This window comes from Clostridium sp. LS, from assembly GCF_002760435.1.
Taxonomy (GTDB): Bacteria; Bacillota; Clostridia; order Clostridiales; family Clostridiaceae; genus Clostridium.
This window is the reverse complement of the sequence record NZ_AUUU01000013.1, coordinates 116,865-139,019: the sequence shown is the minus strand read 5'-3', so window position 1 is coordinate 139,019 and position 22,155 is coordinate 116,865. Positions and strand designations below refer to the sequence as shown.

17 protein-coding genes, 1 pseudogene and 2 riboswitches are annotated in these 22,155 nt (G+C 28.6%); of the genes and pseudogenes, 6 read left to right on the top strand and 12 right to left on the bottom strand.

Going from position 1 to position 22,155, the window contains the following annotated elements; all coding sequences use genetic code 11:
• Positions 1-7 precede the first annotated feature (7 nt).
• On the bottom strand, positions 8-2,719 hold the full coding sequence (gene mgtA, locus COL3_RS03905) for a magnesium-translocating P-type ATPase (RefSeq protein ID WP_008419197.1): 2,712 nt from the start codon (positions 2,717-2,719) through the stop codon (positions 8-10).
• Between the two features lie 369 nt (positions 2,720-3,088).
• Positions 3,089-3,245, bottom strand: a riboswitch (M-box (ykoK) riboswitch).
• A 185-nt stretch (positions 3,246-3,430) separates the two neighbouring features.
• Between mgtA and COL3_RS03900 the strand changes: the two genes are divergently transcribed.
• Positions 3,431-4,045 carry a manganese efflux pump gene (locus COL3_RS03900; protein ID WP_008419200.1) on the top strand — a complete coding sequence of 205 codons (615 nt, stop codon included), beginning with the start codon at positions 3,431-3,433 and terminating at the stop codon, positions 4,043-4,045.
• 126 nt (positions 4,046-4,171) lie between these two features.
• On the opposite strand, the gene COL3_RS03895 is transcribed toward COL3_RS03900, so the two are convergent.
• A complete protein-coding gene (locus tag COL3_RS03895) occupies positions 4,172-5,056 on the bottom strand; it encodes a cation diffusion facilitator family transporter (protein WP_008419201.1) in 885 nt (294 codons plus the stop codon).
• A 326-nt stretch (positions 5,057-5,382) separates the two neighbouring features.
• On the opposite strand from COL3_RS03895, the gene COL3_RS03890 reads away from it, so the two are divergent.
• Complete coding sequence (locus COL3_RS03890; RefSeq protein WP_008419203.1) at positions 5,383-6,681, top strand: Nramp family divalent metal transporter; 1,299 nt, start codon at positions 5,383-5,385, stop codon at positions 6,679-6,681.
• A gap of 66 nt (positions 6,682-6,747) precedes the next feature.
• Here COL3_RS03890 and COL3_RS03885 read toward each other — a convergent pair whose 3' ends face one another.
• Positions 6,748-7,290, bottom strand: a complete 543-nt coding sequence (locus COL3_RS03885; protein ID WP_008419205.1) for a metal-dependent hydrolase — start codon at positions 7,288-7,290, stop codon at positions 6,748-6,750.
• A 306-nt stretch (positions 7,291-7,596) separates the two neighbouring features.
• Here COL3_RS03885 and COL3_RS03880 point away from each other — a divergent pair, with 306 nt between their 5' ends.
• Positions 7,597-8,499, top strand: coding sequence for a cation diffusion facilitator family transporter (locus tag COL3_RS03880; RefSeq protein WP_008419207.1), 903 nt, complete (start codon positions 7,597-7,599; stop codon positions 8,497-8,499).
• Between the two features lie 220 nt (positions 8,500-8,719).
• Here the strand turns inward: COL3_RS03880 and COL3_RS03875 are convergent, their stop codons facing one another.
• Both COL3_RS03875 and COL3_RS03870 read right to left on the bottom strand, forming a co-directional pair.
• Positions 8,720-9,973, bottom strand: coding sequence for an Nramp family divalent metal transporter (locus COL3_RS03875; protein WP_008419209.1), 1,254 nt, complete (start codon positions 9,971-9,973; stop codon positions 8,720-8,722).
• A gap of 15 nt (positions 9,974-9,988) precedes the next feature.
• On the bottom strand, positions 9,989-11,215 hold the full coding sequence (locus tag COL3_RS03870; RefSeq protein ID WP_008419212.1) for a CBS domain-containing protein: 1,227 nt from the start codon (positions 11,213-11,215) through the stop codon (positions 9,989-9,991).
• A 242-nt stretch (positions 11,216-11,457) separates the two neighbouring features.
• Positions 11,458-11,627: riboswitch (M-box (ykoK) riboswitch) on the bottom strand.
• Positions 11,628-12,064: 437 nt separating this feature from the next.
• Between COL3_RS03870 and COL3_RS29500 the strand changes: the two genes are divergently transcribed.
• The 3 genes from COL3_RS29500 to COL3_RS29225 all read left to right on the top strand — a co-directional run bounded on the left by COL3_RS29500 (position 12,065) and on the right by COL3_RS29225 (position 12,729).
• On the top strand, positions 12,065-12,196 hold the full coding sequence (locus COL3_RS29500) for a hypothetical protein (protein WP_275051651.1): 132 nt from the start codon (positions 12,065-12,067) through the stop codon (positions 12,194-12,196).
• A 166-nt stretch (positions 12,197-12,362) separates the two neighbouring features.
• Positions 12,363-12,542 carry a hypothetical protein gene (locus COL3_RS29230; protein ID WP_242982095.1) on the top strand — a complete coding sequence of 60 codons (180 nt, stop codon included), beginning with the start codon at positions 12,363-12,365 and terminating at the stop codon, positions 12,540-12,542.
• A 49-nt stretch (positions 12,543-12,591) separates the two neighbouring features.
• Positions 12,592-12,729 (top strand): hypothetical protein, encoded by a 138-nt coding sequence (locus COL3_RS29225; protein WP_238475946.1) that lies wholly within the window; start codon positions 12,592-12,594, stop codon positions 12,727-12,729.
• Positions 12,730-12,746: 17 nt separating this feature from the next.
• Here COL3_RS29225 and COL3_RS03855 read toward each other — a convergent pair whose 3' ends face one another.
• The 7 genes and pseudogenes from COL3_RS03855 to COL3_RS03825 form a co-directional block, all read right to left on the bottom strand.
• Complete coding sequence (locus COL3_RS03855; protein WP_008419221.1) at positions 12,747-13,526, bottom strand: hypothetical protein; 780 nt, start codon at positions 13,524-13,526, stop codon at positions 12,747-12,749.
• Positions 13,527-13,529: 3 nt separating this feature from the next.
• A complete protein-coding gene (locus tag COL3_RS03850) occupies positions 13,530-15,152 on the bottom strand; it encodes a site-specific integrase (RefSeq protein ID WP_008419223.1) in 1,623 nt (540 codons plus the stop codon).
• Complete coding sequence (locus COL3_RS03845) at positions 15,149-18,046, bottom strand: hypothetical protein (protein ID WP_008419225.1); 2,898 nt, start codon at positions 18,044-18,046, stop codon at positions 15,149-15,151. Before COL3_RS03845 ends, COL3_RS03850 begins: the two co-directional genes overlap by 4 nt.
• 8 nt (positions 18,047-18,054) lie before the next feature.
• Entirely contained in the window at positions 18,055-19,449 is a 1,395-nt protein-coding gene (locus COL3_RS03840) for a hypothetical protein (RefSeq protein ID WP_035282362.1), read from the bottom strand.
• 217 nt (positions 19,450-19,666) lie between these two features.
• A pseudogene (locus COL3_RS03835) lies at positions 19,667-20,095 on the bottom strand (AIM24 family protein); the annotation flags it as partial.
• 100 nt (positions 20,096-20,195) lie between these two features.
• Positions 20,196-20,558: a DUF2809 domain-containing protein gene (locus tag COL3_RS03830; RefSeq protein ID WP_008419228.1), complete on the bottom strand. Its 363-nt coding sequence runs from the start codon at positions 20,556-20,558 to the stop codon at positions 20,196-20,198.
• Between the two features lie 194 nt (positions 20,559-20,752).
• The gene (locus COL3_RS03825) at positions 20,753-22,048 is read right to left on the bottom strand and encodes a C40 family peptidase (protein WP_008419229.1); all 1,296 of its coding nucleotides are present in this window, start codon (positions 22,046-22,048) and stop codon (positions 20,753-20,755) included.
• Between the last annotated feature and the right edge of the window lie 107 nt (positions 22,049-22,155).

Below are 22,155 nucleotides of genomic sequence, written 5' to 3'. Positions count from 1 at the left end.
TTAAATATTATAAAAATTCACCATACCTTCTTATATATAATTTTTTTAATATTGTTACTAAAATCATATATGCAAATATCATAGCTATTAACCACAAGAAGTATACTGCTGGCATAGGTGACATTCCAAGCATTTGACCAACGTTAGTATAAGGAATTATTGTACCTACTATAATAGCAATAGTTGTAAGAGTCAATATTGGCATAGATGCTCTGCTTTGAATAAATGGAATTTTAGGTGTTCTTATCATATGAATTACAAGAGTTTGTGACCATAATGATTCAACAAACCATCCTGCATTAAATAATGCCATAAATAATACATTATCTACACCTGGTGTGCCATATGATCCCCCACAAACTGCTGGGCATATTACAAAGAACATAAGAATGTAGGTTGTAATATCAAATACTGAACTTGTTGGCCCTATCCATCTCATAAAACTTCCAATTGAAGAAGCATTCCATTTACGTGGTTTTTTAAGATAATCTGAATCTACATTATCCCATGGAATTGATATACATGAAATATCATAAATAAGGTTTAGTACTAGAATTTGAACAGGTAGCATTGGTAAAAATGGTAGAAAGGCACATGCAACTAATACACTAAACATATTCCCAAAATTAGAACTTGCAGTCATTTTAATATATTTAATAATATTGGCAAAAGTTCTACGTCCTTCAATTACACCACTTTCAAGCACCATTAAATCTTTTTCAAGAAGAATAATGTCTGCTGATTCTTTTGCTATATCAACAGCAGTATCTACAGAAATACCAACATCAGCTTTTCTCATTGCTGGTGCATCATTAATTCCATCTCCCATAAATCCTACTACATGTCCATTATCTCTCAAAATTGACACTACTCGAGATTTTTGTTGTGGAGATAATTTAGCAAATATATTAATTTTCTCAACGGCTTCTTTTAACTGTAAGTCGCTCATCATCTCAATATCTGAGCCTAAAAGAATATTATCTGTAGGAATACCAACCTTATTACAAACATATCTTGTTACTTTCTCATTATCCCCTGTTAGAACTTTAACATCAACACCATTTTCATGTAAAGCCTTTATTGCTTGAGTTGATGATTCTTTTGGAGGATCTAAGAAACCAATATACCCCATTAGCACCATCTCTGATTCATCTTTAATAGAAAATACTCCTTCTGGTGATGGATTAGTTTTTTGAGCTACTGCAACAACTCTCATTCCGCTTGCATTAAGTTCATCTACAGTTTCAAGAATTTCATCTTTTACATCACCTGTGAGTTCAACGACATTACCCTTATATTCTGCAAAAGTACATATAGATAACATTTCTTCTACTGCACCTTTAGTAATTAACTGCGTTTTTCCATTTTTATCTTCTAACACTACTGACATTCTACGACGTGCAAAGTCAAATGGAATTTCATCTACCTTCTCGTACATTGTTTTTAAATTTTCAAAACCCTCTTCATCACCATGTTCAAGTATTGCTATATCAAGTAAATTTTTAAGTCCTGTTTGAAAATAGCTGTTTAAATAACCATGTCTTAATACTCTAACATCTTCATTCCCATGAATATCAAGGTGACGTTCTAAAATAATTTTATCTTCTGTAAGAGTTCCAGTTTTATCTGTACACAAAACATCCATAGCTCCAAAGTTTTGTATTGAATTCAAATTTTTTACTATTGTTTTGCGCTTTGACATCATTACTGCACCTTTTGCAAGGTTTGTAGTAACAATCATTGGAAGCATTTCTGGTGTAAGTCCAACTGCCACTGATAATGCGAATAAAAATGATTCAAGCCAATCACCTTTTGTAATTCCATTAATTATAAATACAACTGGCACCATACATGCCATAAATCTAATTAATACCCAACTTACTGAATTTACACCCTTATCAAAGCTTGTAGATTCTCTTTTTTCTGTAATTGAATCTGCCATAGTCCCAAGGCATGTGTTATTTCCTGTTGAAATAACGATTGCTGTTGCAGTTCCACTAACAACATTTGTTCCCATATATGCTAAATTTTCTAACTCTAAGTGACTTGATAAATTCTTATCCCTTGTAGCTTGATGTAACTGCCCATGTTTTTCAACAGGTTCAGACTCTCCTGTCATTGAAGACTGACTAATGAATAAGTCCTTCGCAAAAATTATCCTAACATCTGCTGGAATCATATCTCCTGCTGCAAGATGAACTACATCTCCTGGTACAAGTTCAGATATAGAAATCTCATTTGCTATTCCATTACGCACTACCATGGCTGTAGTTTTAATCATAGCTTTTAATCTTTCTCCAGCCTTATTAGATCTGCCTTCTTGAATAAAACGAAGACTTCCGCTTATTGTAACCATTGTTCCTATAATTATTACTGTCTTCAAACTTCTATCTTCTGGTGAAGCAATCACATAATCTGTAATAAAAGATACTGTTGCAAGTAAAATTAACACTACAGAAAATGGGTTTATAAATGCACTAATTAATTTCTTAACTAATGTCTCTTTATTAGCATGGTTTATTTCGTTATGCCCATGTTCTTCTAATCGCTTTTCTGCTTCTTCATTTGTAAGTCCCTCAACTGTTGCATTAAGCTTTCTTAACATATCATCTTTTTCTAATAATCCTAATTGAAGTAACTTATTAGATATTTTATCTCTGTTAATATTTTTTTCTATAGCTGCTTTATTTAATTTCTCTTTGTTTACAAAAAATTTCATTTCTATTCCCCCTGCATAATTAAAATTAAAATTTTTATGCGACATTGGAATAGACTTAAGTAAAAATTTAATCTCTACTAAAAATTATCTCCCATAAGAAATATTATTCTGACATTAAAAATAAGCAGTTTCAAGTTGTAGATGCTTAGCTAATATTTTAGCATCCTTAAAGATTCTCACATAATTTATATTGTCAAAAAAATATTTCTGCTTGGGGTAATCATCGTCTATCCCAATGCACCTACTACTAGATTCCACTTATTTTCACCTACCTCTACTTCTTATTATTTCAATAAAAATAAAAATCCTCGCTCAGCTAAAACCGAACGAGGACGTAAAAACGCACGCTATTAATTAAATAATAATGTATTATTTATTCCGTTCAAGCTTTAGCTTCATAGGGCAATGAAATTGCGTTAAAATACGCCTTAAACTCGACGTATTCTGCTAACCTTCTCATAGTGTCTCCACTACTCCGCGGCAGCAACCCGTATCCCTATGGTAACCTCACCTACCGATTCTTATTCAATTGTTATGATTACTTTGTACAAAATTAGTATATGCACTTATGCGAAATTTGTCAACAAATTTATTTATATTAATTTTCACGCTATTTTTTAATTTATTACCTAGTAACTTACGAGCTCTTGTTCACTATATAAATTTACAGTCATATATTAAAATAAAAATACTAAAAAGGAAAATACATGTATGACTTTATTTTTATCTGCATTATTGTTTAGCTTATCCTCCAATTTAGATAATGTAGTTGTCGGTACCGCTTATGGCCTAAAGAAAATAAAAATTGGACTACTTCCAAATCTTATAATAGCACTCATAACCTCTACAGGTACACTTTTAGCAATGTCAGTTGGAATATATATATCAAAATTCTTACCAGATTATATATCAAATAGCTTTGGCGCTGGTGTTATTATTATTTTGGGAGGATATTTTGTAATCAAAAGCAAAACAAAACTTTTAAACAATAAAAATTCAAAAGAGCTTGCTTTGAAAAACATTGGTGATATGCTTGAGTATGCAGAAAAATCGGATTTAGATAACTCTGGTGATATAAATATAAAAGAAGCTGTCCTTGTAGCATTTGCATTAACCTTTAACAACTTAGGTACTGGAATCGCTGCAAGTATAACAGGAGTTAACATTCAATTTACTGTCATATTTACATTCATCTTAAGTATAGTTACACTTAAACTTGGTGAAACTATCGGAAATAATGTACTAGGTAATTTTTTAGGAAAATATGCACCATTAATTTCAGGCATATTGCTAATAATACTTGGTATTATTGAATTATTTAATTAATATTATTGAATTTATAATATAAAATAACTCTTGTGCTAACGATGTTTAGCCAAGAGTTATTTTATATTACTTCATAATTCTTAATTAATTTAAAGTTCCATTTTCTTTACTAATCCAATTCTACCGCTATATATTAATAATTTTTTGATGTTTCTCATCTCCGCATTTATCAATACACATATTGCAACAATGCTTGTGATCAGGCTTACTATGAAAACAGCTTCCACATGTTGACTTTTCGAATTGTATTGTAGAATGGTCTATATTAAACTTATCTTTTAATAAATGTTGTATTTCATGTAATCTTGATTCGCAATTTTCAATGTTACATTCTTTTATTGAAATATGTGCTGTCATTGATAAAATTTCTTTAGATAAGCTCCAAATATGAATATCAGTTATTTCAATTATCCCTCCTAAATCCTTAATTGACTCCTTTAATTCATCAATGGATATATCTTCTGGTGCCGCTTCCAAAAGAATTTTAATACATTCAATAGTCATCTTAAATGCATTTCTTAAAATAAGGCATGCTAATATTGCACTAAGAAGTGTATCAACACCAGGCAAATGTGTAAAATAAATAATTATACCTCCTATTAGTACTCCTATATCTGATAATGCATCCACCATGAAGTGTAAAAATACACTTTTCACGTTCATATTGTTTGAATTATTTCTAAGATTTAATACTACTATGGTATTTACTGTAAGACCAAGAATAGAAAAAATAATCATTCCAGATGGCTCTACATTTACAGGATTAAAATATCTTAATATTGCTTTATAAAAAATATATACGGAAATAAGAATTAGTGAAAGATTATTTATTAATGCTGTGAATATGCTAAATCTATAATAACCAAAATTATATTTATGATTTGCAGACTTTAGCGCAACCTTTACTCCCCAATAACTTAATATTAATGAAGCTATATCAGTTAATAAATGCCAACTATCACTAAAAAGAGCAAGGCTTTTAGATATAAATGCACCAATAAATTTACCCACAAAGATTATTGTTATGCCAATTATTGTAAAAGCAATTTTTTTCCACTTCTTTTGAATACATTATCCGATTGTCTAGAAGTTTCTCTATCCATTTTTTAACCTCCCAAAATTACATTATACAACCGCTTTCCACATAGTAAAATAACTCCTTTATTAGATAACTTATGTACTTAATAAAAAAATGCAACTAAGATTTTAATGTAACATTTATACAACTACTTCATAGTTTAAAGTATCAAAAAGATTTAGTTGAGGCTAATAATATTAAATAAAACTAACTATTTTAATCGTAGTTAAAATAAAATTAGGAAAGGCGATGTATTATATTGGAGAACAAAAGAAATTATAAAAGTACTAGTGTATCTTTATCTAAACTTTTAAATTTTAAAAAAGAAATTAATTATAATTCAATAAAATCAAGACAATTATTAAAATTTTTAGGTCCTGCTTTTATTGTAAGCGTTGCTTATATAGATCCAGGTAATTTTGCAACTAATATTAGTGGTGGATCAAAGTTTGGTTATACACTAATCTGGGTTATTTTATGTAGTAATTTAATGGCTATATTCCTTCAAATAATGTCTGCAAAACTCGGAATAGCAACAGAACATAATCTTCCCGAAATGTGCTCTAAGGTATTTTCTAGGAGTGCTAATTGGATATTTTGGATTATTGCAGAGATAGGTGCTATGGCAACTGATTTGGCAGAATTTCTCGGAGGGACAATAGGCTTATATTTATTATTTCATATACCAATGATATATGCAGGACTTATAACGGGACTCATAACATATATAATTTGTTATATGGAAAAATACGGTCAAAAGGTTGTTGAATTAATAATATCAGTACTAGTAGCAATAATATGTATTGCATATACATTAGAACTCTTTCTTGCTAAACCAAATTGGTTTCAGGTGGGTATACACACAATAATTCCATCATTGCCTAATGGTGAAGCAGTGTTAATTGCCGTAGGAATGCTTGGAGCAACAGTTATGCCTCATGTAATATATCTACACTCACAATTAGTTCAGCATAGAAGTATTGATTTGTCTAATGAAGGAAAATTGAAACATTTAAAAATGGAAAAGATTGATGTTACAATTGCTATGAATATTGCTTTTATAATAAATGCTGCAATGGTTGTAGTATCTGCTGCTGTATTTAACAGAAATGGATTAGTAGTTGATACAATGGAACAAGCACATACTTCATTGCAACCATTATTAGGTTCTTTATCGAGTAGCGCTTTTGGAATAGCACTTCTTGCGTCAGGCTTGTCTTCTTCTGCTGTTGGAACAATGGCAGGTCAAACTATTATGAAAGGATTTGTTAATTTAAGCATACCAATTAATATTAGAAGAATTATAACTATGGCCCCAGCACTAATTATAATTGCACTTGGAATAAATCCAATGAATGCTCTTATTTTAAGCCAAGTTGCACTTAGCTTTATTTTACCATTCCCAATAATTCAAATGCTAATTATAGCTAAACGTAAAGACTTAATGGGCATTTTAGTTAATAAAAGTCTTGTAAGATTTTTTGGTGCCCTCATAGCCACTATAATAATAGTATTAAATGCTATTCTCTTATATCTAACATTTACTGGCAATGTTTAAATATATCTATTAACAAATAAGGGCTGTCAATTTGTGACTGCCCCATTCTCTACATCTATATTAAATCTATAATTTTCCTTGATTTATAAAATACTTTATCTGTTTGCTTCTTAAAAGCCTTATTAAAAAAAACACAATAATTATAAATCCTATTAATTCAGGCAAGTAATAACTTTGATCTGTAATAAGTCTCACCAAATCACTGCTTACCCAATTCCCTTCAGGTCTTTCAGGAAACCTCCATCCAAAGTATGGCCAAAACAATATATCAGGATATAACCACATACTATCTAATATTAAATGAATGGAACTACAAATCCCCAATATTAGGATACTGTTCTTGCCACGTTTATTTAACATATATGAACCCATCAATATCAATAAAAGAGAGAATATTAACGTATGCCCAAAAATGCGACTGTTATGAAATGTATTTCTGAATAAACCAGCACCAATTGGTTTATCTATAATATCAGGTAGTATCGAACCAATCAAGACAACTCTGTAATCAACTAAAACTTTATCACTTAACTTTTTATCTTTATGTAAAAACACTTCATACAACTTTATTACTTCAGTTGTCAATCCTAAATGTCCAAACAAAATCATTTATTTCCCTCCAAATTATTAAATAAATTATATTTTATCATTGAATTTAGAATAAATCTATATAGTATAGTTTTGAATATTTTTTTATTATTTTTTAACTAACTTATATACTTAATAATTAAATGCTGCTAAAATTTCAAATTGCCAATTCTTATCAGTTACAAATATAAATATGTTGGAACATATTATCAATTGATAATATGTCCTAGCCTTTTTATCCCTTGACCTTTAAGATATTTAGTTATATTATAGTATTAATTTGTTTTATCAGATGATAACTGATTTTTAGAATTTGGAGGTTTTTGTATGAATGCAAAAGTTAAAGTTGCTAGGCTATCATTACTATCAAATAGTACTTTAATTGTTCTTAAATTATTTGTTGGTCTTGCTACTGGTTCAGTAAGTATAATATCCGAAGCTATACATTCAACTATGGATTTGTTAGCCGCAATAATAGCATTTTTTTCTGTAAGAATATCAGACAAGCCAGCGGATGAAGCCCATCCCTATGGGCATGGAAAAGTAGAAAACATTTCTGGCGTAATTGAGGCACTTCTCATACTAGTCGCTTCTATTTGGATAATAGTTGAAGCTATAAAAAAAATATTCAATCCTGGAGAGATCGAATCAGTTGGGCTAGGTTTTATCGTAATGTTTATCTCTTCAGCTGTTAACTTAATAGTATCTAAAAAATTATATAAAGTAGCTAAACAAGAAGATTCTATAGCATTAGAAGCTGATGCACTGCATTTAAAAGCTGATGTATACACGTCATTAGGTGTAGGTTTAGGATTATTTCTTATATGGGTTACTAACTTAAATTACTTAGATCCTATTGTTGCAATTTTAGTTGCTATCTTCATATTAAAAGAAGCTTTTGAATTATTAATATCTGCTTTTAACCCTTTATTAGATATAAAATTATCTGACGAAGAAATTGAAATAATTAAAAATAATATTAATAAATATTCTTCTGTATTTTGTAATTACCATAAACTTAAAACAAGGAAATCCGGGCGAATAAGATACGCAGAATTACATCTAGTTTTTCCAGAAGACAAATCAATTAAAGATGCACATGATATATGTAATAAAATTGAACATGATATTAAGCAAGATTTAAACTATTCTGAGATTATGATACATTTAGAATCTTGTGAGAAAATATGCACTTGTGATGAATGCAAAATATCACTGCAACTAAACTAATTATATTCAAAATAAAATTAGACCATCTTAATTTTATAAATTAGATGGTCTAATTTTTTATTGCCGCAATCATTTTATTTCTTATAAACCAGTGGATGAAAATCATCCATATCAGACACTGAAAAGTAATTATTTTTTTGTCAAAAAAATATTTGACGTTTATGGTTATAAATTAGATAATCTATAGTTTCTCCCCTAATAAATTATATATTATCAGTTGTTATGATGTAAGCATAGTTATTAAAGGTTCAAAAGTTAAAATCGCTGTTAGTGCAATTAAAACTATAATAGTTCCCCAACCAATTGCATTTTTAATTTTATTATTTACATACTCACCCATAATTTCCTTATTATTCACCATAAGCATCATACATATTAAGACTACCGGTAATAATATACCATTTATAACTTGTGATCCCAATGTTATCTCAATTAAAGGTGCTCCAGGAATCAAAATAATAGCAATTCCAACTACTATAATTATAGTGAATAACGTAAAAAACTCAGGTGCTTCTTTTAACTTTTTATCTATTCCAGCTTCAAAACCAAAAGCTTCGCAAATATAAAATGCTGTAGCTAAAGGTAATATTGTTGCTGAAAAAATAGACGCTATAAAAAGTCCAAATGCAAAAATTTGAGAAGCGAAAGCTCCAGCAAGTGGCTTAAGCGCTAATGCAGCATCTTTAGCCTCTTCTATTTTAATTCCATTTTTGTTAAGTGTTGCTCCACAGGCTACAATTATAAAGAAAGCTACAACTACTGTTATAATACTACCAACAACTACATCCCAAATTTCGTACTTAAAGTCTTCTACCTTAAGACCTTTTTCTATAACTGCTGATTGCATATAAAACTGCATCCACGGAGCAATAGTGGTTCCTACAATACCAATAACTGTACCTATATATTCAAAATTTGTCTCGATGGTTGGATGTATTATAGCACTCCCTATTTCACTCCAGTCTGGCTTAGCAAGAAATGCGGAAGCAATGTAGGATAATAAAAATAAGCTAAAAACCAAAAACAACTTTTCAGTAGTTTTATAAGTCCCCTTTACAACCAAAATCCATACTGCTACAGCTGCTAGAGGTACAGATATATATTTACTTACACCGAATACCTGCATACTTCCTGCAACCCCTGCAAATTCAGTAGCTGTATTTCCTATATCTGCAATAATTAATCCAACAAATATAAAGAAAGTTATCCTAACCCCAAAATTTTCTCTAATTAAGTCTGCTAGTCCTTTACCTGTTACAATCCCCATCCTAGCATTCATTTCTTGTACTACAAGAAGTACAACGAAGCATGGTATTAGAGACCAAAGCAAGTTATAACCATAAGTCGCACCAGCTACAGAATATGTTGTAATACCACCTGCATCATTATCTACACTACCTGTTATAATTCCTGGGCCTAAAACACTTAAAAATATTAATAAATTTGCTATCCATGTTTTTCTTTTTGCATTCATCTTCTACACCTCCACCTATTTCAACCTCTTATTATGCTTTGCAATTTCATAAACAATATCGATTAAACTTACACTCCCAATTAAATGCATTTCTTCATCAACTACAGGCATAGCAAGTAAATTATATTTGATTATATCTTTTGCTAAATGACTTATTTTTTCTTCATCCTTTATATATATAACTTTTTTACTCATAAACTCTTCTATTTTTTTATCAGGAGTAGAAATAACTAATTCTCTTAATGAAACTACTCCCATAAGTTTATTTGCATCATTTACAACATAAACATAATAAAACTGTTCAATTTCTTCATCAGCTTTTCGAATATCATTAATTATATCCGCTACTGTATAATCAATTGGACATGATATAAAATCAGTAGTCATAATACTTCCAACTAGATTATCTTCATATTCCATAAGTTCTCTTATTTCATCTGAAGCTTCTTTTTCCATGTTGCTAAGCAGCTCTTCTGCTTTATCTTCCTGTAATCCATCTAACACGTCTGCAGCCTCATCTGCAGGCATTTCTTCAAGAATATCTGCTGCTCTCTCTATAGACAGTGTTCTGAGCAAGCTTACTTGTACGTCCTCTTCTAATTCTTCTAATACATCTGCAGCCCTAGCAGTATCTAATCTTGAAAAAATAATTGCACCAGTATTTGCATCAAAATCTTCAATTATATCTGCTAGATCTGATGGATGAAGTGTATGGAGCTTATTATAGGATTTTGAAAGTGAAATATCTTCTGAAGCAAATGCTGTTTCAATTTCATCCCATAGCATTAATTTACTTTGCACTTTAACTCCTAATATTTTTAATGGTTTAGCTATTCCAATTCTTCTTAATATGCCCTCCATTCCGATATCTACTGCTGCAATAAACATACCTGAATCAAGGATAATTAATCTAACATCATTAGCTCTAACTACCTTTCTACCATTAACATCAATAATCTGCTTATCTAAAACATACTTTTTTAACAATAATAAATTTCCCAAATTGGACTCTTTGACTTCATTGCAAACTAACTTATATTGTCTTTTCTCCTTGGAAATATCAATATTCTCAAAATCAATATATTTTATTCCATCTTTTGTCTTAATAACAGCTATAGTAACTTTGGGATTTTTAAATTTTGCATCAACAGCTAAATCCTTTAAAGTTCCCAATACTTCGTTACTAGTTGTATATATTTTTTTATCTAATATTCTGCTTAAATAAACACTTTTAAATTTCATTGTACACTCTCCTTTTCTTTTAGAGTGCACAATTCATAGTTTAATGTCAGTACACCCTAATCATATTTTCTGATAATTTTTAATTATTATGCTATTCTGCTTATCATACGGGTCTCCATCCATTAAACTTATCACTCCTCCTAGTTTAGATTCTAATATACTTTTCATACATTTTATTACATGAACATATAAAAAGTGATTCATGCAATAAAAAAAGAGCTCGTAAAAGCCCGCAAAAAATAATATATTACTTTTTGTTGAGCTTTAGCACTATGTGGCTTTGAGTTAAACTCAGCTACATTAAATAAAGCCTTAACTTTCGGCAGTATCTGTTGACCCATTGGCATCTCTCGATGTTTTTGGGCAGTAGCGTATATCCTGTACATAGGAGCCTCACCTAACAATTTTATTAAATTTTATAAATATTAAATATATTATCTTTTTATTTTCAATTGATAATACGTTCAACTCATTATACGTCTAAAACTCTCAGTTGTAAATATCTATTATAATTTCATTTTGTTAAATTATCATTACGTTTCATGGCATTTATACACAGGATTAATTTCTAATGCTAAATTTAATTTTTATATTTATATTATAAGGCAATACTTAAGCATCAATATCAATTGATAATATAAATTATTTGTATATTAATTGCAAACTATTCTTATCTACTTATTTTTCTATTTTCAATGACATGTTTGCTACTGTTTAATGGTTTTACTAAATCATAGCTTAGCATATTATATCTATTGCCATTGAAGATAAATTAAATCTTAGATTAAAAACATCGTATTTTTACATTCAGTATTTATATCCAATACAATTCTTGCAGGAAATGGTAAATTGTTAACTGAAAATTCTATAGAAATATCAAAAGGAATATTTGACAATGCGTCAACTTATATAAACAAAAACTGTACAGTTATTTATGTAGTTATCAACGCTCAACCATATGGTTTTATAGTACTAGCTTAAAAATTACGTAAAGATTCTAAATCAATGATTAAAAAGCTAAGTTTAATCACTGTAGAAAGTATCTAATTAACTGAAGATAATCCACAAGCTGCTTCTCATATTGCTAATAATATAGGTATTATAAATATTTACTCTGAATGTTTACCAAAAGATAAACTGTTTGTAATTGAAGAATATCAAAAAAAATGAGATTATATGCATGATTGGAAATGGAATTAATTATGCCCCTGCTCTTAAGAAAGCATATGTAGGTATTGCAATGTGGGGCATAAGTGATATTGCTGTTGATGCAGCAGCCATTGCTATTGTAAGTGATGATATTTTAAATCTATCCCCCATTTATTAAGTCTGTCTCAAAAACTATAACTAAAATTATATGAAACTTATCTCTTTCCATGTTGCTAAATTTTATAGCTATAATACTTGCAATGACAGACATTTCAAATCCAGTTCTTGGAGCCTTAGTTCATAATTTAGGGCCTGTTGATGTTAGTATAAACTCTGCATTATTATTAAAATTCAAAAGTGAATAAAAATCTGAGCTCCCATGTTAAAAGTCATCATAACTTGGTAAATTCAAACTATCATCCTCAGCTTCTTTTACATTTTCATGTAGCAACGCTTTTGTACTTGTATATATTTCAGTTTCTAATTTTCTAATGTTCTCTTGGTTTTGTTTCTCGTTTGTAATATCTGTAATATCCAATATATCTGTCTGTTTTTCATTCCAGTATTTATTATAAAAGTCTACATAGGTATGTTCTGCAAAATTTTTTACTTTTAATGACCCCCTAAGTTTTTCGAATAATTCTAGTTCATATAGAATATCTCTTTTAGAATTTTCTCTAATTAATAGTTTCTTTAGTTCTCTATTTTCTGATTGTTTTTCTCTTAGTTTATTTGCCAATACAATTTTATCTGTCTTTAAGGTATCAATAAATACTTTTAATTCTGAAATTTGTTTTTTTAGTTTTTCGTTTTCTTTAATAATATCGGTTTGCGCTTTATTAAAATAATTTAAGTACTGTAATCTATTATTCTTATTAATTTTCTCTACAAAATCTATATCAATATAGAATGATTTAAATGGCATATTCTCAAGTTTCAAAGCCTTTTCTGATAAAAGATTTTTTTCATTAATATCATTAATTAGATTACTTATATTTTTGTTACGAGAAAAATCCCTTCTCTCAACACTCTCATACCCCTTTTCTTTTGCATATTCAGCTAAATCTGTATATTTAACTTTCTTAAAAACAGCATTTTCAATATAGTCTTTTACGATTGAAATCAACGTTTCTTCTGAACATTTTTTATGATTCTTAGACATATATTACTTCTCCTTTTTTGCCAATAGATGAGCTAATTCATAAGTATTATTAAGCATGGCATCTCGTTGAATAGACATTTTTTCATCAAAATTTGCAATTGTTTCCCTGTCTTTTACTATGTCACAGAGAACTTTTATACAATTTTCTAACTTTTTTTCTGCTTGTCCAATTTGAACATCTTCATCATATGGTATAAACTTAGGACATAAAACATGATTAGGTAGATATTTCATACAAAATAAAATATCCTTATTTGTATTATATTCACAATATCCACCACATGATTTAAAGTCTTTTCTATTAACTGATATAACATCATCTATTCCCAACACAACACTTGCAAGTAATCTCCCATGATTATGGGATCTTTTTATATTGGGAATTTTTTTTAAGTCATTTTTATGTAACATCTTTTTTGAAAAAGAAAGAGCAAAAGATTTCGCATATTCATGCTCATGCCTAAAATAACCATAAGTAGTATTAACTACTTTATGTCTAGCAAGACGCTGAACCGTCTGAATATCATATCCTAAAAATATTGCATTTATAATAGCTATATGCCTTGAATCATATAATGAAAGCCTCTCTATCTCTTTTTCTTCTAATGTTTCAAATGGTTTTTCATATCTATTGCAAATTACATATCCCTTTTTGTGTTGTATAAAATCATCATAAAACCTATTAAGCAAGTAAGTCAAATTTGCAACTGTAAATTTATTTTTATTCAAATTGGGCTGTATTAAATTATATGACATATATAGTTCTTTTGAAAAAAGATACTTACCACCATAGTTTTCCATATCCTTAATATACTTTTTTAAAAATTTATACATTTTCTCATCAATATTTATTTTATCATTATAATAACACTCATTTTCATTGGACGAATTAACCAATTTAAAACCACTTATTTTGCCTAAGCTCCGTTTAACAATAATAAAGTACTCTCCATTAATTTCATCAATACACAATCGATCCATATTTATAAGTTCAGAAGGTCTCAAAGGTATAACTGAAGTTAATTTCCACCAAACAATAATCGGATACCACTTTAAAAGTACTTTTATATTATTTTTATTTCTTCTATAAAATTCCTCTATTACATCGTCAAATTTAAACACACTTACAAAGCTAGGTATTTTTTTATTTTTATAATCTCTTTCTACAGCATATTCAGTGATTGATTCAATATATTCTGAACAAATCCCACCTATAAAATCATTGAATTTACAGAAAAACGTAAAATCATAAACATTCACAGATAATGCATACCTCTCTATTAATTCTCTATTTATAAGTGATTTTAAATAATTCAACTTAATCTTGATATTTCCTTGAGATGTATTTTCAATATAATCTAATAAGAATGATTTAATACTACTATCTATAAAATCTTGTGATATTTTTAATTCTTTTGACGCATTCATTAACTCTATGTTATTTAAGAAATTTAAATTTAACTCTACTCCAATGATTTTAACACGCCAAATCCTATCTTCAAATTTAATATTAGCTGCTATGTATCCATCATCTTTTAATTTTTCAAATTTATTAATATATTTATTTAACTTAGATAATTGGAACTGTTCTACATTTTCTATCCATAACTTTTGTTTTACCTTCATTTATTTCCCTCCTTTTTAATATTCTTCACTTCTTCAATTTGTCTGCTAAATGCCTTATATTGTTCAGCATCTAACACTCTATTAAATATATTCTCGCCTAACTCTGATTTAAATGCTGAAAGTAGTGGCCTATACTTTTTATTAAAAACTTTTGCAAACAATATTTTTGATTCAATGTCCAGTAAATTCTCAAATTGTATAAAAAAATTACGGAGTAATTCTTTAAACTCATATATAAACAATCTTAATGCAACAAGATAGCTACATCCAATACAATTATCAATTCTAATCGGACATACTACTTTTCCTTTTATTTCAGTTTCATCTTCAAGTATGATGCTGTTAACTACATTAATTTTTACTTTCAATAAGCATTTGCAGTTAGCATGTTTAGCATATGCCTTCCCATATAATAGCTCTCTAAGGAACTTCTGTGCAAGTTCCTTATCCTCACAGAAATCTTTGAAGAACTCTTCTAACATATTACTTGTTTTATATAAATTTTTATGAATTCTTTCTATATCTATGTTTTTTAATTTTAAAGCCTTAAATTTTTCTATTTGCTTATTATCATCTAATAAATCGTAATCATCATCAGTTAGCTTTAGAATATAATCTTTAACACTTCCCATTGTTTCTTTTGAAAATATCTCAACTGTAGCTTTACTGATATCCTTTTGAAGATAATACTTACTACCAGTATTTGATATATTTTCTTTATCATTCTTATGTGCCCTTAATTCGCTAACAGCCTTTAAAACACATATTTCAAGTTCCTCAAATCGTTCACCTAAAACGCTGAAAAATGATTTAGTTCCCCTAAGATTACTAAAAGGCTTTCTAAGTATGCCTACTATATCTATTCCAAAATATAAAAATGTTTCATTTATATATCGTGTCTTGACACTTCCTGGACTTATCAGTGTTTCTGTATTTTGACGTTTCCTTTCAATTTTTTTGCAATATTGTCTATTACCCTCACAAATACACATTAATAATCCTAAATGCTTATATATATTTGCTTGTATACTTGCTTCTAATTGTTGTTTATTTTTATTTGATACTAGCCCCATTCTATAAACATACTCTGTTATATCCTTACAAATCTTTTCTCCATGATATTCTTCAAAAATGAACATGTCATTTTTTAAATCTTCTAGAAATTTTATTCCATCATCATATCCAATGAGTTTAAGATTTGGTTTTGGCAACTGTTCTATAATATCATTTCTTCTCCAAGCAAATACAAAATGAATTAAAACATATAATATTGCAGATGAAGCTGTTCTATAATATATTAATTTTTTAAACTTAATAGGATCATCTAATATGCCTAATATTGATATCAAAATAGTCGTAAAATCATCATCGCTATATTTATCAACCTTATCCTTAATTTTTTCTTCTTTAATAACTGATAACTTAACATTGGGTATTAAATGTGTTTTTAAAAAAATGCTTAAATATTTAATAACTTCATCAGAAATATCTAGGGATAATTGCATCAATTGCTTTGCTTTTTCAATTTTATATTCTAGTGGTAACTGCATAACGTTACCATCAATATTATGATTTATCACTGTACAAACTTTAGCGTAAATACTAGCCATTTTCACAATATCTCTTGTTTCTGATTTATTACTTTTATCGAGAACATATTCATCAAATATCTTTATTATATCTATATTCTTAAGTAGTATCTTCTCATGGGATAGTTTGATTTTATAAATTGAATAAATACTACCTGCATTTCTTATTTCATTTTCTCGTATTAACTGTTCCTTTAACATTAGTAATTCTGATTTTTTAATATATATTTGGCTTTCTTTAAGCAAATTTGTAGGAGCTTTATACACATTTATATTTCTTCTTTTCAGGAATGAAACATTTATCGTCATATCCGTTAATTCAGTTAATTCTTTTTTTATTTGTTCCTTATTAATATACTTTTTAGATTCAATTATAAGCTTATCAACTTCTTCTCTTCTGAAAAAAAGTTGACTTGAGGTCATTAATGATATAAATCTAATTACATTTATTTTATATCTTTTAAAACAATCAAAACTATTTTTTTTCGGAATTTCTTCACCTATCTCATTTACTAATTGTTTTAATTGCTCATATGTATAATATAGTGTATTTATATCTTCTTCTTTTAAAGTATCAATAGTACGAAAAAACTGTTTATCTCCTTTAATATATGATATTTTATCTTTCATAAAATGTTTTATGTAAGCAACGCATCCTTTCCTACTATACAATTGTTTCCCGAAAAAGTTATAATCACTATAAAACTCCAAAACATTAAAGTTATTTTTTCCAAAGAATTCTGCAAATCTAATTTCACTCAATATATTAGGTTCATACCCTAAATATTTTTTTCTTATCTCAATTTTAACCCATTCATAACTTTTATAGTTTTCATTAATTTCTATAAATTTTGCTTTATAGTTTTCTGCTTTAACTATGTCCAAATGCCTCATTCTTCTGTTCAATGGATTGGTAACAAACATGCCCATTCGTTGAAAAATATCTCTGGCCCTATTGCGGGTAATTCTTTTATAACCTAATTTGTATAAACTATCTAAAAAAACGTCTAACTCAATAGTGCTCTTATTGAATTCTTCCAATACGTATTTAAAATCCTTCTTGTAAACATATATTTTTTTCACAAAAAGATTCCCACCATTGCTTTTCGCACATATTAATCCAGTAATAACCCCTTCTTTAATCTTTTTCGCTAATCCAAGTCTATCTTTAATCATTGTTTCTTTTACAATAGATTCTATTGTAAAAAATTCTCTATCCAACTCCTCAACACTAATATATTCACCTGAAAAATCAAAGCTAAGATCTTTATTTTTAAATATCTCTAGAACTCTATAATTATTCATTACTCCTCCTAGACAAAATAGCTCATAAATAGCTCTTTAGCCTTTTTTAAATTAGTCTCTGGTATATATGTATCTTGACTTTTTATATTTTGGTCACCACGAAAGTATGCCACTGCAGTTCTTTCCCCTACAACCTCTTTTATAAATTGACTATAAATATATCTTAAAGAATGGGGTGTTATTATTTTCCCCTCAAGCAACCGTTCTTCTCTTATGGCTAGTTCATTTCCTTTTGCGGCTTCAATTTTTATATTGATAATAGCTTGCTCAGCTATAGCTCTAAATCTTTTCATGTAATTATCACTAGTCATAGCTTTTCCTTCCTCATTAATAAACAAAGCACCATATTTATGCATTAAAAATCCTTTCTGTAATAAAAGTTCTTGGTGCTCTAAATATTCGTCTCTTATAACATCAGCAAACACCTCAAATATTGGTTGTTCTCTGTTCACTTTAATTTCTCCTGTCTTGACCCTGTCAGAACGTAGTCTAGAATCTGATGTTAAATCTATATATAAACTACAACTTTTAAATCTAGAATCAATTAATTTAAGTCGTCCATTATGCATCTGCATAACTTCACCCAGTCTTAACCCAGCAAACGAATCAAGAATGATGGCAAACGTAATCATTGGATCTATTATCCTGGACACTTCTATAAGCTTTTTTACTGTGTATAAAGTACCTCTAATTGCTTTGCTTCGCTTTTGGCCATTATTTGAATTATCCAAGTTTACAGTAACTATATCCCGTAATTTATATCTATATTCTATCCCACCACTTTTCAGCTTTCTTGAATATTGCATAGTTTTAAAATCACTTGCTTCAAAGTACTTCATATTATATTTTAATTTTTTATTTCTTGCTGTTTTTTTAGATGTGAATAACCAAAAAATGAATTTAGTTATTACCTGATTTACTCGATTAACTTCCGTTTTTGACCTACATGTATCTGATTTGCAATCATCTGGTAATAGGTTATATGAATATAAGTTTAAAAATTCTTTTATCATATCTTTATCTAATTCCTCTATGTTTTTAATTCCTTGTTTGTATATGTAATTTAAAAACTTTATTAAAGGCTTTGAATAATTATTAAGAGTATTTGACGCTTTATCAGATAATCCAATTTTAATTTCAGCTAAACCAAAATCATCATAGAAAAAATCTGTAAATTCGTGAACACCTTTTGCACTCTCCTCTTTGATTCCAAAAAAAGTTTTATAAATTCCACCTACGAGTACATTTATTCTTACTCCTCGAAATTCTTTAGATCTTAGGTTAATAATATCTAATCCTTTTGAATTTGTTTTCCTATTAATAAAAAATCTCAATTCATCAATTTCTATACTATCTACTATATCGTCATTATCTAAATTCAAAGTACCCAAATCCCTATACATACATAAAACCTTCCTAATCCACTTCTTAATTTTCATTACGATTCCCATTGGACATTTTATTATTATCTATTATAAAACATTTATTGGACATGCACTATATTAATTTATTTAAACATAAAAAAAGTACATACTATAAACTCTTTATTTTAAATATCTTATAGTATATACTGGACATTTTTAATTATTTTATAAATCTTGATTTTTATCACATAACTTCGCCAAAGAAACCAACACCTAATTTTTTCCTAAAATCTATGCCTATAGATACACCTTTAGCTGCACATAAAAAAGCATCCTTTTGACATATTAATTGACCGCCATAAGCCCTTAAATCCATTGGAAGTATTTTCCCTGGATAAGGTGCTGCAAAATATACTTTTTCCCTTAGTTGTCCTGCATTTGTAAATGCCGTCATAAATAAACTTTCTCCTGTTAGTACCCTTTTTCCTGCCGAGAAAATTTTATCCATAAATCCGCCAGTATTTTGTTTTGATCCATCTCCAAATATTGTTTCCATTTCTATCGATGGAGCCATCATCATTAAAGCACCAGCTTCTGCTACAACAGTTTCCATTGGATCAAGTTCAATCTCCACATATTGCATATCATCACCATAAATAGAATAATCAATTTCGTGTGAATACATATAATTTATTCTCCTTTACTTGGCTCAATTGAAATTATTAACCATATTTAAATATTTTCTTAATCATACAGTATTTTCTCTAACTGTACAATATTTTACTCTAAAATCTTTGTATTCTTTCGTATATGAATATTATTATTGTCCCCATAAAATAACATAATATATCTTTTAAATCAAAAGTTGAGCCTAAAATAACCTTAGCAAGCTTGAAATTATCTATATGTAATACTGAAGCCAAATTAAAATATTGACCTATTTCAACTAAACAAGCAAATATAAAAACATATAGAGCTAAGAATTTCGATTTACAATTTATCCCCCTTAACAAAAAGTAAATAACACCAACCACCAAAACATCTCCAATATAAGGCCTAATGATATTATCATGTATATAAAGTCCTATATATATTTCAATTATAAGTAAGCTTATGAATAGACCTAAATACTTATATTTTAATTTCATTTATTTCTCACCCTTTATCTTTTTAATAATTTAGTTAACCTAGAAGGTTATATTATTGAATTGATATTCTGATAGTATTTTCGTAATCCTTAAACGCTTTTAGAGCAAATAATTAACTATAATAATAAGGTTAGAAAATCAAAATCTTTTCTAACCTTATTATTAGTTATGTATTTTAAAGTTTTCTTATAATACTACAATATTCTTCTTGCTGCATAGAAATTATATACAGGTCCTACTTTTACAACATCCCCAGTTTGAGGTGCATGAATCATTTGCCCGTTTCCAACATATATGCCCACATGTCCCGGATTGGGGAATACTAAATCTCCTGGTCTAAGCTGATCTTGACTAACAGGTTGTCCTTCATTTATCTGCGTATACGTTGTTCTTGTTATATCAATTCCTGCCGCATGACTATATACATAAGATGTAAATCCAGAGCAGTCAAAAGTACTAGGCCCCGTAGCTCCCCAGACATATGATGCTCCTAAATGTTTATAAGCCTCATTTAAAATTGCTTGAGCATTTCCTCCTGATGGAACTGATACAGAACTTGAAGAACTTGATTTTTTGCCACCTGAATTTGAAGTTGAAGAAGAAGCTTGTGCTGCTTGGGCCTGTCTTTGCCTATCAGCGGCTAACTTATCTTCTGCTGCCTTTTTTTGACTTGCTACTGTTTTTGCCTTATCAAGTTTAGCATTAATTTCACTAATAATTGTTGGGCTTTTTATTTGATTATCCCTAATACTTGTTAATTGACTAATAGCGCCTTGAACATCTGCATAAGTACTATCAGCACTATCTATGGTATCAAATTGTGATTTTACAGTATCTCTTTCCAATTGTGATAAGTATTCAGCATCAAATTTACTTCTTTCTGCTTTAGCCTGCTGTGCTAGAATTTCCTGACTCTTCTTTTTACTGTCTAATTCACTCAAATTACTTTGAATTTCTTTATTAAGCTTATTAATTTCTTCTTTTTTATCATCTAAAGACTTTACTTTATTATTTAATTCATCTTTTTTACTTGTAATATTCTCTATAAAAGACTTGTCTTTTCCTGCAATTTCGCTTATAGCTTGTACCCTCGAAAAAAAATCGCTGGTTGAATCAGAACTAAATAAAAACTTTAAATAATTAAATTCTAAATCTCCTGAGTTATACATAGCTTTAACTCTTTGTCCTAAAGCCAAATCTAAATCATTTATATCTTTTTTACATTTATCAATATCTTTCTTTGTCAAATCTATTACATTATTTATATTTTCAATTTCACTTTTATTCTTTTCTACAGCTGCTTCTAAAGGCTCAATTTGAGCACTTAACTCATCTATTTTATTTGAAATATCTTTTATTCTGTTTTCAATTTCTGCATATTTTTGTCTTGAAGCATTTAGTTGCCCATTGTCGGGTGCAGCAAATGCTGATATAGAACTACCAAATGTCATAATAATTACTAAAGAAAGTGCTAAAACTCTATTTTTCATACATTTTCGGTTTATTAAACCTTTCCCCCTTATCATCCCCTGATAAATTTATTATAACACCTTTAGTAATCGCCAACAATCCACATATATCCTGAGATATAGCATTA

What these genes read in the sequence shown, in the direction of transcription:
- mgtA (WP_008419197.1), bottom strand. Translation starts at nt 2,719, where the DNA reads ATGAAATTTTTTGTAAACAAAGAGAAATTAAATAAAGCAGCTATAGAA.
- COL3_RS03900 (WP_008419200.1), top strand. Translation starts at nt 3,431, where the DNA reads ATGACTTTATTTTTATCTGCATTATTGTTTAGCTTATCCTCCAATTTA.
- COL3_RS03885 (WP_008419205.1), bottom strand. Translation starts at nt 7,290, where the DNA reads ATGATTTTGTTTGGACATTTAGGATTGACAACTGAAGTAATAAAGTTG.
- COL3_RS03880 (WP_008419207.1), top strand. Translation starts at nt 7,597, where the DNA reads ATGAATGCAAAAGTTAAAGTTGCTAGGCTATCATTACTATCAAATAGT.
- COL3_RS03875 (WP_008419209.1), bottom strand. Translation starts at nt 9,973, where the DNA reads ATGAATGCAAAAAGAAAAACATGGATAGCAAATTTATTAATATTTTTA.
- COL3_RS03870 (WP_008419212.1), bottom strand. Translation starts at nt 11,215, where the DNA reads ATGAAATTTAAAAGTGTTTATTTAAGCAGAATATTAGATAAAAAAATA.
- COL3_RS29225 (WP_238475946.1), top strand. Translation starts at nt 12,592, where the DNA reads ATGTTGCTAAATTTTATAGCTATAATACTTGCAATGACAGACATTTCA.
- COL3_RS03855 (WP_008419221.1), bottom strand. Translation starts at nt 13,526, where the DNA reads ATGTCTAAGAATCATAAAAAATGTTCAGAAGAAACGTTGATTTCAATC.
- COL3_RS03850 (WP_008419223.1), bottom strand. Translation starts at nt 15,152, where the DNA reads ATGAAGGTAAAACAAAAGTTATGGATAGAAAATGTAGAACAGTTCCAA.
- COL3_RS03845 (WP_008419225.1), bottom strand. Translation starts at nt 18,046, where the DNA reads ATGAATAATTATAGAGTTCTAGAGATATTTAAAAATAAAGATCTTAGC.
- COL3_RS03840 (WP_035282362.1), bottom strand. Translation starts at nt 19,449, where the DNA reads ATGTATAGGGATTTGGGTACTTTGAATTTAGATAATGACGATATAGTA.
- COL3_RS03830 (WP_008419228.1), bottom strand. Translation starts at nt 20,558, where the DNA reads ATGAAATTAAAATATAAGTATTTAGGTCTATTCATAAGCTTACTTATA.
- COL3_RS03825 (WP_008419229.1), bottom strand. Translation starts at nt 22,048, where the DNA reads ATGAAAAATAGAGTTTTAGCACTTTCTTTAGTAATTATTATGACATTT.